10 protein-coding genes and 1 pseudogene are annotated in these 12775 nt (G+C 66.1%); 8 read left to right on the top strand and 3 right to left on the bottom strand.

From position 1 onward, the window contains the following. Window positions 1–12 precede the first annotated feature (12 nt). On the bottom strand, window positions 13–675 hold the full coding sequence (locus OEX18_02495) for an acetoacetate decarboxylase family protein (protein MDH4336128.1): 663 nt from the start codon (window positions 673–675) through the stop codon (window positions 13–15). Next, the gene (locus OEX18_02490) at window positions 666–2036 is read right to left on the bottom strand and encodes a pyridoxal phosphate-dependent aminotransferase family protein (protein MDH4336127.1); all 1371 of its coding nucleotides are present in this window, start codon (window positions 2034–2036) and stop codon (window positions 666–668) included. Before OEX18_02490 ends, OEX18_02495 begins: the two co-directional genes overlap by 10 nt. Before the next feature lie 173 nt (window positions 2037–2209). Here OEX18_02490 and OEX18_02485 point away from each other — a divergent pair, with 173 nt between their 5' ends. From OEX18_02485 to OEX18_02455, 7 genes and pseudogenes are all read left to right on the top strand, one after another. Next, complete coding sequence (locus OEX18_02485) at window positions 2210–2974, top strand: 1-acyl-sn-glycerol-3-phosphate acyltransferase (GenBank protein ID MDH4336126.1); 765 nt, start codon at window positions 2210–2212, stop codon at window positions 2972–2974. Continuing rightward, window positions 2971–4020 carry a hypothetical protein gene (locus OEX18_02480; protein ID MDH4336125.1) on the top strand — a complete coding sequence of 350 codons (1050 nt, stop codon included), beginning with the start codon at window positions 2971–2973 and terminating at the stop codon, window positions 4018–4020. Before OEX18_02485 ends, OEX18_02480 begins: the two co-directional genes overlap by 4 nt. Beyond that, window positions 4017–4751, top strand: coding sequence for a CDP-alcohol phosphatidyltransferase family protein (locus OEX18_02475; GenBank protein ID MDH4336124.1), 735 nt, complete (start codon window positions 4017–4019; stop codon window positions 4749–4751). Before OEX18_02480 ends, OEX18_02475 begins: the two co-directional genes overlap by 4 nt. A 91-nt stretch (window positions 4752–4842) precedes the next feature. Continuing rightward, window positions 4843–7458 carry a M1 family aminopeptidase gene (locus OEX18_02470; GenBank protein ID MDH4336123.1) on the top strand — a complete coding sequence of 872 codons (2616 nt, stop codon included), beginning with the start codon at window positions 4843–4845 and terminating at the stop codon, window positions 7456–7458. Between the two features lie 15 nt (window positions 7459–7473). After that, window positions 7474–7755, top strand: a pseudogene (locus tag OEX18_02465) (DUF1330 domain-containing protein). Window positions 7756–7841: 86 nt separating this feature from the next. Continuing rightward, window positions 7842–9212, top strand: coding sequence for an FAD-dependent oxidoreductase (locus OEX18_02460; protein MDH4336122.1), 1371 nt, complete (start codon window positions 7842–7844; stop codon window positions 9210–9212). Next, the gene (locus OEX18_02455; protein ID MDH4336121.1) at window positions 9212–10858 is read left to right on the top strand and encodes an amidase; all 1647 of its coding nucleotides are present in this window, start codon (window positions 9212–9214) and stop codon (window positions 10856–10858) included. The genes OEX18_02460 and OEX18_02455 overlap by 1 nt, the downstream gene beginning before the upstream one ends. A 6-nt stretch (window positions 10859–10864) precedes the next feature. On the opposite strand, the gene OEX18_02450 is transcribed toward OEX18_02455, so the two are convergent. After that, window positions 10865–11200 carry a DinB family protein gene (locus OEX18_02450; GenBank protein ID MDH4336120.1) on the bottom strand — a complete coding sequence of 112 codons (336 nt, stop codon included), beginning with the start codon at window positions 11198–11200 and terminating at the stop codon, window positions 10865–10867. Between the two features lie 83 nt (window positions 11201–11283). Between OEX18_02450 and OEX18_02445 the strand changes: the two genes are divergently transcribed. Further along, window positions 11284–12717, top strand: a complete 1434-nt coding sequence (locus OEX18_02445) for an SDR family oxidoreductase (GenBank protein MDH4336119.1) — start codon at window positions 11284–11286, stop codon at window positions 12715–12717. Window positions 12718–12775: the final 58 nt, after the last annotated feature.

The following is a 12775-nucleotide window of genomic DNA, read 5'->3' as shown; positions in this document are numbered from 1 at the left end:
ACGGTGCCGGTGCTAGAGGGTCTGAAGTTCCTCGAACGTCTGGACGCCGTCTTTCATCCAGAGCTCACGGAACGGGTAGGAGGCGACGTCGGCCTTCAGGAGCGCTTCGCACATGGGGTGCGGGTGGATGACGATCTCGCCCGATTCCTCCTCGTGCTCGGTGAACGCACCCTCCATGTGGATGTCGGCCTTGAAGTTCCGGGGGGGATCGACGGTGAACGCCTGGTAGAGGTGGTTGACGCGCGTCCACTTGTGCGCACTCACCGACATGTCCAGGATGCCACGTCCGTTCTCGTGGGCGTGGACATTCATCCTGCCGTCCTTCTCTTCGAACTCCACGCGGATGTCCGCCATGTAGTGGGGAAGGTGCCAGCGTTCGATGGCGTGCAGACGCGACGCCTCGGTGCTGGTGCCGACCACAAAGGGGTAGAACGCGGAACGCGGGAACTCTCCGCCGACACCGAGTACCGGCGGGGTGATGACCGCCAGCACGAGTTCCTCGTAGCTGCCAACCTCGCTGCCGGTGAAGTCGAACGCGGTCACCGCGAACACGCCGAGGCTGTGTTTGACCTCCATGGCTTCGAGGTGCGCCGGCAGCGCCCGTTTGGCGGCGTCGCGCGACATCTCGAAGAACGCGCTTACGGCGTGCTTGAACTTGTACTGGGTCAGCGGCATAGGAATCCGTGCCTGTCCAGGACGCGGGCGATGATGTCCGCCGCCTCCCGCAATTCATCCGGGGTGTGCGACGACGTAACCGAAATGCGCAGGCGTGAGCGGTGCTTGCCAACCGCCGGGTAGCGCACCGGGTTGAGGTACACGCCGCTGTGGATCATGTCCTCGGCGACCTGGAACACGCGATCGTCGTCGCGGATCATGATGGGAATCACCTGCGATTCGGAATCGCCAATGTCGACGCCCTTCTCGCGCAGGTGTTCCTGCAGCACCGCCGTGTTCTCCCACAGGCGGTCGCGCAGTTCGGGCTCGTCGCGCGCAATGTCGCACGCCTTGATCAGCCCGCCCACCACGCCCGGCGCCAGCGCGCACGAGAACACGTGCGAGCGGCCGAAGCCCTTGAGATAGCGGATGAGCTTGCGCGAACCGGCCACGTAGCCGCCCTGGCCACCGAGGCTCTTGGAGAAAGTGCCCAGGTGAATGTCGATGTCGTCGTCCAGCCCGAAGTGCTCGGCGACGCCGCGCCCGTTCTTTCCGAACAGGAAGGCCGAATGCGCCTCGTCGATCATGATGCGGGCGCCGTTGCGCTGCGCCACTTCGACAATCTCGGGGAGATTGGCGAGGTCTCCGTCCATCGAGTAGACGCCTTCGACGATGACGAGCTTGCGCCCGTTGAAATCCTTGAGCTTCCGTTCCAGATCCGCCGCGTTGTTGTGACGGAAGTAGCGCACCTGCGCCTTGGAGAGGATGATGCCGTCAACGATGCTGGCGTGGGCGTACTGGTCGGTGACCACCAGGTCTCCGGAGCGCATGATGCCGGCGATGACGCCGAGGTTGGCGCTGTAGCCCGAGGGGAAGAGAAGGCACTGCTCCTTGTTCTTGAACTCCGCGATGCGCCGCCCGAGTTCCTCGTGCATCTCGGTGGTGCCGGACAGAATGGGCGAGCCGGAGGAACCGGTGCCATACTTGCGAACCGCTTCGATCGACGCCTCGATGACCTCCGGACGGTAGGACAGGCCGAGGTAGTTGTAGGACGCCAGATTGATGAGGCCGGAGAGACGCTCCTTGCGCAGCTGCTCCACCACGTCGACACGCGAACGCGGCGCGCTGCTCATGGGCTGGCCGAACAGGTAGTAACCGGCCGGGCGCGCCTCGTCGAACCAGTCGTCGAAGGGACCCAGGATATCAAAGGGATCCTTGCCGGAACCCCAGAAGAAGTTGCTGTAGTCGAGGTCGTTGGCCGACGACGGGGCGGGCGTCGCGGGCACGGGCGACGACTTCGCCGGCCGGGCGCTCGCCTCCGATTCCTGCTCGGGCGACCGGGCATCCCCCGGCGCGCCGTCTCGCAGCGGTCTTGATCTCATATCTGGTTGTCTCCTCCTCGAAGCGTGGTAAGATACTTTGCCGCATCGTTCTCGGTGCGTCAAGCCATTTAGGGGAAGCGCAGGGTGCCACCGGGACCCGTGCAATTACCTTACCAGACTACATGATATTGATTCGGCAACTGATTGGAATAATAGCACTTTTGTGTGTCGGCGTGACGTTCGTCGCGCTCGAGATTCTGCTGTGGGTGACGGTCACGCCGGTGTCCCTGCTGGCACCCGGCCGACTCGAGCCCCTGCTGCGATTCCACGTCCGCCTGGGGCGTGATTCGACCGCCGGGCTGCTTCGGTTGTTCGGCGCGCGGCTCGACGTCGGTCTGCGCGTCCCGACGAAGGGCGGCATCCTCATCGTCTCCAACCACCAGTCGCTGGTCGACATTGTGCTCGCATTCCTGTGCGTGCCCGACGGGTATCCGCAGATGGTGGCCCACTACCGCTACCTGCGCGGCGTCCCCCTCGTCTCGCACATGCTGCGTCTCTACGGACACATCCCCGTCTACCCGGGCCGCAAGGGACGCGCGGAGATCGAGCGCCTCGGGGAACTGGCGCGTGCCGCGCAGCACCCCATCGTCATATACCCGGAGGGGCATCGCACGCCCGACGGCGAGATACAAACCTGGAAGCGGGCCGGGCTGCACGCGTTCCTGTCCGCCCGGCCGTGGACGGTGCACGTGCTCGTCGTCGATGGCATGTGGAAGAGCGCGCGCCTGCCCGATTTCGTCCGTACCGTGTCGCGCATGCGTTGCAGGGCGGAAGCGGTGGGGCCGTTTGAGTACGATGGAACCGGACGCGACAACCACGATGAATTCATCGACCGGCTGGAGCGGACCATGTGTGATAAGCTGGCGCAGATGAGACGCGATGAGCCAGCATCACAACACCGCGACCGCGAGCCGGCCGAACCGGTGATGTCGTCGTGAGCGGGCCGTTGCGCCCCGGGGGCGCGGCGCGGGAGGTGGTGCGCCCGTTTCCCGGTGCAAGCGTGGCCGCACCCGACCAGGTTCCGCCGGAAGTCCGCGATATCGTCGACCTGCTGAGCGAGGCATGCGGGCGCAATCTGGTGGGGGTGGTGTTCTTTGGCTCGCGGTTGCTGGGGACATCGCCCGGCGAGGGAAGCGCCGCCGACCTGTTCGTCGTGGTCGAGAACTACCTGCGTTTCTACGAGTCCATCGGCTCGCGGCTGCCCACGTCGCGGCACAGCGGCATCATGGCGGCCCTCAACCGGGTGTTGCCGCCCAACATCATCTATCTCAACGACCCGGGTGGCCTGCGCGCCGGCGCCAAGTGCTTCATTGTCACCGAGGGGGATCTCGCCCACGAAATGTCGGCGGACGCGAAGGATCATTTCTTCCGGGGCCGGCTGTCGCAGCGCGTGCACATCGTCTACGCCCGCTCCACAAAGGATCGCATTGCGATGGAACGCCGCATCGAGGCGGCCCGTTACCTCACGCTGGACTGGGTGCCATTGTTCCTGGAGAAGACATTCAACGTGATGGAATACTGCCAGCGAATGCTGGAGGTGTCCTACGCCGGAGAGATCCGGCCCGAGGCGCGCTCGCGTGTGCTCGAGGTGTACAACGCGCAGTCGAGTTTCTTCCGCCTCGCCTACGAACGCGTCCTCCAGGGGGCTGTCGCCGAGGGCGACATGGCGGTTGAGGACGATCGCTACCGGCTCGTCAAGCGGCCCACGCGGCGGCATCGCTGGCGGGTGGGGCACTTCTTCCGGCGTTCGAAGTTTCGCGCCACCTTGCGCTGGTTCAAGTACATGCTCACCTTCGACGACTGGCTGGACTATATCGTGCGCAAGATCGAACGCCGCTCGGGGGTGCGCATCGAACTCACCAAATCGGAGCGGCGCTTCCCGATCATTTTTCTCTGGCCGAAGGCGCTGCGCGTGATTCGCGCCATGCGCGACAACGATCCAAACCGGGGAGCCGGCACGCCGGCGGACGGGAGCGATGCATGAGGCCGGAGATTGTTTCGCTGGTGTGTGTGGTGGGGTTCGCGCTGGTGACGATGCTCGCTTACCGGATGACTGCGGCGGGACGCGTGGTGGACGATCGCACCGGGCGCGGGGGCACGTTCGTCCTCGGGTTCTGGGTGCGCAACTGGTTCTACTGGCTGATCCGCCCGGTGACCCGCGGGTCGGTGGCCGCCGGCCTGAGCCCGCTCTTCTATAATATGTTCGCCATCGTTTGCGGTCTGGGCAGCATGGTGGCGTACGCAACCGGTCATCATCCCGTTGCCGGGGCGCTTATCTTCGTCAGCGGTCTGGCCGACGTCATGGACGGGGAGGTGGCCCGCGCCACGCATGTTGCGGACGCGCGCGGCGCGTTTCTCGACTCCACCCTGGATCGATTCACCGAGTTTTTCGCCTTCGCGGGCCTGGCCTACTATTTCGCCGGTGGCTGGAGGTCGCTGGCAGTGGTGGTGGCCCTGGGGGGCTCGCTGCTGGTGAGCTACACACGCGCCCGCGGCGAGAGCCTCGGCGTGCTGTGCAAGGTGGGAATGATGCAGCGCGCCGAGCGCATGATCATCCTGGGCCTGGGGTCCATCCTCGATCCCACCCTGTCGGCTGCCCTGGGACGGGGCGAGGGCACGGTGGTTGCGGCCAGCGTGGTCTTGATCGCGGTGGGAACCGTGATCACCTCGGTGCACCGGACCTTCTGGATCGCCAACGCCCTCAAGGGCCGCTGAAACCCTGCCGCCGCCGCCGCCGTAGTCCCGGCAATGTGTTAGAATTCCGCCTTTCCCGTCACGCGCACTTGCCACCTACTCGGAGGATCTCATGCGACTCAGGTCATGGCCGGTTCCGGCATGGATCAGTTTGTTCCTCGTCGTCCTGGCGGTGGTGCCGTCCCTCGCGGACGAGCCCCGGCTGGACCCGAACGTCGCCCCCACTTTCATGGCCATCGAACTGGACCTCGATGCCGACAAGGACGACTACACCGGATCGGTCCGTATCGACCTGCGCGTCGAGCGTCCCACCCGGGAGTTCCTCTTCCACGCCGAGGAGATGACACTCGACACAGTCGAGCTGCGTGGCGAGGGGGGGGGCGTTGGCGTCGAGATCGCGTCCGCGGGCGACCGCGGCACCCAGCGCGCGACCGCGGCATCCGAACTGGCGCCCGGCGCCTACACGCTGTCGATTTCGTTCTCCAAGCCGTACAACACCCGCGCGGTGGGCCTGTACCGTGTCGTGTACGAGGGGCGCGGCTACCTGTTCACGCAGATGGAGGCCATGGACGCGCGCAAGGCCTTCCCGTGCTGGGACGAACCGATCTACAAGATTCCCTTCCAGTTGACCGTGACGGTACCCATGCAGCAGGAAGCGGTCAGCAACGCACCAGTCGAAAAGGAAATCATGGGCGCGGCCGACAAGACGATCGTCTTCAAGAAGATGCCGCCAACCTCCACCTACCTCATCGCCATCGCTGCCGGGCCGCTCGAGAGCGTTCCCATTACGGGGATGAAGGTGCCGGGGCGCGTCTACATGACCAAGGGACAGAAGAAGCTGGGCAAGTACGCGGCAACAACCACGGCGAAGATCGTGGCGGCGCTGGAGGACTACTTCGGCATTCCGTATCCCTACGAAAAGCTCGACCTGATTGCTGTGCCCGAGTACTGGCCGGGCGCCATGGAGAACCCGGGTGCGATCACCTACCGTGACCGCCTGCTGCTGGTCGACCCGGAGACGTCGAGCGAAGCCCAGATGCGGCGGCTCGACTTCGTCACCGCACACGAAGTGGCGCACATGTGGTTCGGAGACTACGTCACCATGGCGTGGTGGGATGACCTGTGGCTCAACGAGTCGTTTGCGGACTGGCTCTCGGAGAAGATCGCCGTACAGCTGTATCCCGACGCGGACCTGGAGAGCGACTTCGCCCAGGAGGTCAACCAGACCATGATGGGCGACGCGCGCAAGTCCACCACCCCCGTGCGCAAGAAGGTGGACTCCGGCAACGACATCATGGAGGACATCGGTCTCGCCTATCAGAAGGGGCGCACCGTGCTGCGCATGACCGAGCAGTTCATTGGTGAAGAGGCATTCCGGCGCGGTGTGCGCCAGTACCTGCACGACCATGCGTGGGGCAATGCCGTGGGGTCGGACCTGTTTGCCGCGCTTTCCAACGCGGCGGACGCGAACCTCGAGCCCCTGCTCTCGAGCTTCCTCGACCAGCCCGGCTTTCCGCTGGTGCGTGTGGAAGTGGGCGACGGTGGCGTCCTGACGGTATCGCAGAAGCGATTCGTCAACCACGGCGGTGACGCCACGCCGGCGCTGTGGACGGTGCCGGTGCGCCTGAAGATCTCCGATGGGAAGAACGTGCAGACGCGGGTCGTGCTCCTGGACAAGGAGTCGAAGCGCGTCGAGGTTCCCGGCCACGTCGAATGGGTGATGCCCGACGAGGGCGGCGCCGGCTACTACCGCTGGATCGTTCCCGCGGAGATGATGGTAAAGATTGCATCCGCTCCGGACCAGACCATGGGCCAGCGCGAGCGGGCGCGCTTCCTGTCCAACGCGCGCGCGTTGCTGGCGGCCGGGGAGATCAGCGGTGACGAATACCTGGCGCTGGCCGCGTCGTTCGCTGGGACGCCGGAGCCGGATATCGTTTCCGCCGTGATCGAGGATCTGAACGGTCTGCGCGGGGCGTTCGTCAGCGACGACCTGACCACCGAGTATGCCGCCTACGTGCAACGGGCGCTGGGGCCGGCGCGTGAGCGCTACGGCATCGAGCCGCGCGACAACGACTCCGAGGTGGTCGCCGGGATTCGGCCCGGAATGATCCGCATGCTGGGTGACGACGGGCGCGACCCCGCCGTGCGCGCCTACTGCAAGGCGATGACCGCCCGTTACCTGGAGGATCCCAGTTCAGTCGACGCCTCGGTTGCGGGCGCGGTGCTCGGGGTGGCGGCGATTGATGGCGACGAGGCGCTGTACGGAGAGTTCCGCGCGCACTACGAGAATTCCAAGAATCCGACGGAGAAGAACCGATATCTGGCGGCGCTGGGACGTTTCCAGGATCCCGCCCTGCAGGATGCCACCCTCGGCTACGTGCTGAGCGACAATGTCCGCCCAACGGACATGTGGCAGGTGGTCGCCGGTCTCTTTGCCACCGAGCAGGGGCGCGACCGCGTGTACAAGTGGATGACCCACAACTACACGGCGCTGGCGGCGCGCGTGCCGCCCGAGTTCACGTCGTACTTCCCGTACTTCGTGAGCGGGTGTTCGGAGCAGCGCATGGAGGCCGCGCAGAAGTTCTTTGCGGATCCGGAGCACCAGGTGGAGGGTACCGGCGCCAGCATGGCCAAGGTGTCCGAGCAGATATCTGACTGCGTGAACCTGCGCGAGCGGGAAGGGGAGTCGGTTGCGGCCTACCTGCGCAGCCTCCCGGCCGCGCCCTGATAAGTGGAGAATGACATGTCGGCGTACGTTATTGTGGACATCGAGATCACCGACCCCGAGGGGTATGCGCGCTACAAGGCCATGGCGGGTGAGACCGTCGCGTTGTACGGCGGCCGCTACCTGGCCCGCGGCGGACGTACCAGGATTCTCGAGGGTGACTGGAACCCCGGACGTGTGGTAATCCTCGAATTCGAGAGCATCGATCGAGCCCGTCAGTGGCTCGAGTCTCCGGAGTACCGGGATGCGCGCCGCATGCGACACCAGACGGCGCGCACGAAGATGATCGTCGTCGAGGGAACCTGGGCCGAGGTCTGTCCCTCGCCCGTCCTGCCGCCGCCGACTGAAAGCGCGGTGTGCGGCATTTCCCGAGAAAGGGGTTCACGATGGTGCGCGGGGACCGTCCGCTCCGCATCGCAGTGGTGGGCAGCGGACCCAGCGGATTTTACGCCGCAGAGGCGCTTCTTGCGGGTGGAGCGTCCACCCAGGTTGACATGTTCGAGGCGCTGCCGGCGCCGTTTGGCCTCGTCCGGTACGGGGTTGCGCCCGATCATCCCAAGATAAAGAACATCATCGCCCGCTACGAAAAGACGGCGGGGCATCCGGGCTTCGCGTTGTTCGGCAATGTCGAGGTCGGACGCGATATCAGCGTCATGGAACTGAGGCGCTTCTACGACGCAGTCGTGTTTGCCTCCGGCGCGCAGACCGACCGCCGCCTCGGCATTCCCGGCGAGGATCTTCCCGGCAGCTACACCGCCACCGAGTTCGTGGCGTGGTACAACGGGCACCCCGCCTACCGCGATCACAACTTCGACCTTTCCCACGAGTGCGCTGTGGTCATCGGTCAGGGCAACGTTGCCATGGACGTGGCGCGCATCCTGGCCAAGACCGTGGACGAACTCAAGCACACCGACATCGCCGCCCACGCGCTGGATGTGCTGGCGGACTCGAAGGTGCGCGAGGTGCGCATGGTGGGCCGGCGCGGGCCGGTGCAGGCCGCGTTCACGCCTCCCGAACTGAAGGAACTCGGGGAACTTGCCGATTGCGACGTCCTGGTGGACCCCGTGGAACTCGAACTCAACGCGGCCAGCCGCGCGGAGCTCGAAGAACTCAAGTGGCGCGACGCCATCAAGAACTACGAGCTCCTGAAGAACCTCGCGGCCCGTGCACCCGCGGGGAAGAGTCGTCGCCTGATGATTCAGTTCTACCGGGGGCCGCAACAGCTGCAGGGCGCGTCACATCTGGAGTCGGTGCTCATGGAACGCAACGAACTGACGGGCGACGCCGGACGGCAGAAGGCGCGCGGAACCGGGGTCACCGAGACGGTCCGCTGCGGTGTCCTGTTCCGCAGCGTGGGCTACCGGGGCGTTCCCATCGACGGCATCCCCTTCGATGACCGCAGCGGTGTATTCGCCAACCTGGAGGGGCGCATCACGCGGGACGGCAAGGCGGTGCCGGGGCTGTACGTGGCGGGTTGGATCAAGCGCGGCCCGTCGGGGATCATCGGCACCAACAAGCCGGACAGCTTCGAGACGGTCAAACACGTGCTGGCGGATATTCCTGCGCTGCCCGCGTGCGAGGAGCCGTCGCGGGACGCGGTTAGCGCTTTGCTCGCGGAGCGGGGCGTGCGCGTGGTGTCCTACGAAGACTGGCGCTGCATCGATGCGGCGGAAGTGGCGCGGGGCGCCGCGGTGGGAAAACCGCGCGAGAAGTTCGTTCGTGTGGATGAGATGCTAGCGGTCCTGGAGGGAAGATAATGCGTATTCGTGCCGTGCTTGCGATTTCGACGACGGCCCTGGCCGTGGGATATATAGTGGGCGTGGCGCAGGGGGATCTGCCGTTCTCGAAGAGCGACATCGCCGGCGCCGAGAAGATCATCGGGCTCGAGTTTGACGACGCGGAGCGGGACTCCATGCAGTCCGACCTCGCCGACTATCTGGAAGGCTACGGGAGCATGAGGGCCACGCCGGTACCAAACGCGGTTCCGCCCGCGCTGGTACTGCGACTTGCGTCCGGTCCGCCTCCCGCCGCTTCGTCCGGTCCGCGCTGGAGCAAGCCCCGCAAGGTCAAGCGGCCCGCCAATCTGGAAGATGTCGCATTCTGGCCCGTCGCCGATCTGGCCGAGCTCATCCGGACGAAGCAGGTGACGTCGGTCGAACTCACCACCATGTACCTCGCTCGTCTCAAGCGATACGGACCGGCGCTCGAGTGTGTGGTGAGTCTCACCGAGGAGCGCGCGATGGATGCGGCCCGGCGCGCGGATGCGGAAATCGCCAGGGGCAAGTACCGCGGACCGCTGCACGGGATGCCCTACGGTGCGAAGGACCTTCTGGCCGTCGAGGGGACCAAGACCACCTGGGGCGCCATGCCGTACCGGGATCAGACCATCGACGATACCGCCACCGTGATCCGCAAGCTCGATGAAGCCGGGGCGGTGCTGGTGGCGAAGACCACGCTGGGCGCGCTGGCCTGGGGCGACGTCTGGTTCGGGGGCAGGACGCGCAACCCCTGGAACACCGAGAAGGGGTCCAGCGGTTCTTCGGCGGGATCGGCGTCGGCGACCGCGGCGGGGCTGGTGCCGTTTGCGATCGGAACCGAGACCTGGGGCTCCATCGTCTCGCCGTCCACCGTTTGCGGCACCACCGGCCTGCGGCCCACGTTCGGCCGCGTGAGCCGCGCCGGTGCCATGGCCCTGTCGTGGTCGATGGACAAGATCGGGCCCATCTGCCGGTCGGTCGAGGATTGTGCGATCGTCTTCCAGGCCATCCGTGGAGCCGATGGAATCGACCCTGCGGTGGTCGACGGGCCGTTCGCCTATCGTCCCGATGTCAAGCTCGCGGATCTCCGCATCGGCTTCGTCAAGTCCATGTTCGAGGAGGACTACCCCAACCGGGAGCGCGACAACGCAACACTCGAGAAGCTGCGCGCACTGGGAGCGACCCTGACCCCCATCGAACTGCCCGCGATGGACGCATCACCGCTGGGGTGCATTCTTTCCGCGGAGGCGGCGGCTGCGTTCGACGACCTCACGCGCAGCAATCGCGACGATCTTATGGTGCGGCAGATCAAGAACGCGTGGCCCAACACGTTCCGCGCCGCGCGGTTCATCCCCGCCGTCGAGTACATCCAGGCCAATCGCATCCGCACGGAGCTGATGCGGGAAATGGAGAAACTGCCGGTGGACGTGTACATCACCCCGAGCTTTGGCGGTGACAACCTGCTGATCACCAATCTCACCGGTCACCCGTGCGTGGTGCTGCCCAATGGCTTCGACGAGGACGGGGAACCGACCAGCATCACCTTCATGGGCAGGCTCTACGGGGACGCCACCGTGCTGGCGGTGGCCAGGGCATACCAGGAAGCCACCGACTTCCACACCCGGCATCCGCAGGCGTACCGCTAGGCGGCTTCAGTGGCCCTGGGCGCGCAGCGCGCGGGTAACAACCGCCAGGTGATGATCGTCGTGTTCGGCCACGAAGAAGCACAGGTCGACCAGGCGCATGGGCCGCTTGAGGCGCGGGTGCACGGCGGCGCGGGTGACGTCGTCATCGGTGGCGGCGTCCAGGCGTGCGAGCAGATTCTCCCGCGCCACCGTGAACTCGGCGACGATGGCCGCCATGGCGCGCTGGTTGTGGCCCGCGGCACGGGTTCGTGCGTTGGTCATGTCGGCCGGGGCGAGTTCCTCGGCACCTCTCAGCAATTCCTCCGCGCGGGTCATCCACAGGCAGTTCAGCATGAGTTGCATGGGTCGTCCTTTCGTTCGTAACTTGTCGCGATGATAGCTGGAGTACTCGAATCCCGTCGAGACACACGTATGGTGGTGGGGCCATGACGATCCTGGTAACCGGTGCCACGGGCTACATCGGGGGGCGCCTGGTGCCCGCACTGCTGGCGGCGGGACACCGCGTGCGTTGCCTCGCGCGGGATCCCGCGCGGCTGGCTGGCCGGCGCTGGGTGGATCGCGTGGAGATCGTCGCCGGCGACGTTCTCCACCGGGAGTCACTGGACGCGTGCATGCGGGGTGTGGACGCGGCCTACTACCTGGTTCACAGCATGGGCAGCGGGGCGGGATTTCACGAGCGCGACGTGCTGGCGGCGCGCAACTTCGGAGCCGCCGCGGCCGCGGGTGGGGTGAGCCGGATCATCTACCTGGGCGGGCTCGGAGACAGCACCACGGCCCTGTCCGCGCACCTTCGCTCGCGTCAGGAAACGGGGGTTACGCTGGGTGAGGCCGGCGTGCCGGTGACGGAGTTTCGCGCCGCGGTCATTGTCGGCTCGGGAAGCCTGTCATTTGAGATGATCCGCTACCTGGCCGAGCGCGTGCCGGTGATGATCTGTCCGCGCTGGGTCTATACGCGTACGCAGCCGATCGCGATTGACGACGTGGTGGACTACCTGGTGGCGGCGTTGTCGAGCAGCGAGTCGGCCGGGCGCGTGGTCGAAATCGGCGGGGCCGACGTGGTTACCTACGGTGAGATGATGACCGGCTACGCGCGCGCGCGGGGTCTGCGGCGGGTACTGCTCCCGGTGCCGGTGCTTACGCCGCGCCTGTCGTCGTACTGGGTGCACATCGTGACGCCGGTCCCGTCGGTAATCGCGCGGCCACTGGTGGAGGGGCTGCGCAGTGAGGTCGTGGTGCGGGACACATCGGCCCGAAGCCTCTTCCCATCGATCGTGCCCATGGACTACGACCGCGCGGTGCGCCTGGCGCTTTCGCAACTGGATGCGAACCGCGTTGAGTCGTCGTGGAGCGACGCCCTGATGACCTCGCAGGGGGACCGGCCGCCGCTGGTCCTCAGCACGCGCGAGGGCATGATCATGGAGCGCCGGCAGGCGCGTGTGGCCGCCGCGCCGCGGGACGCATTCCTGAACTTCGCAAGTCTGGGCGGTCGACGCGGCTGGCTGTTCTGGAACTGGTCGTGGCGGTTGCGGGGCGTGGTGGATCGCCTGCTGGGTGGTGTCGGGATGCGTCGCGGCAGGCGCGATCCTGTGGACGTCCGCGTCGGGGATGCGCTCGATTTCTGGCGCGTGGAGGCCGTTGAGGCCGGCAGGTTGCTGCGGCTGCGCGCCGAGATGAAGCTGCCGGGACGCGCCTGGCTCGAGTTCGAGGCGAAACCGGACGACACCGGGACCACACTGGTACAGACCGCGTTCTTTGCGCCGCGGGGACTGGGCGGGCTCATCTACTGGTACGGTCTCTATCCCGTACACCGCATCATCTTCCGCGGTCTGCTGCGCGCACTGGTTGCCACCTCGCGCTGACGCCAACGGCAAGGGGCCGGCCACGGTGGCCGGCCCCTTGTGCGTTACTGCCTTGCTT

It is taken from the genome of Candidatus Krumholzibacteriia bacterium, from assembly GCA_029865265.1.
In the GTDB taxonomy this organism is placed as follows: domain Bacteria; phylum Krumholzibacteriota; class Krumholzibacteriia; order WVZY01; family JAKEHA01; genus JAKEHA01.
This window is presented reverse-complemented; position numbering and strand designations above follow the sequence as displayed.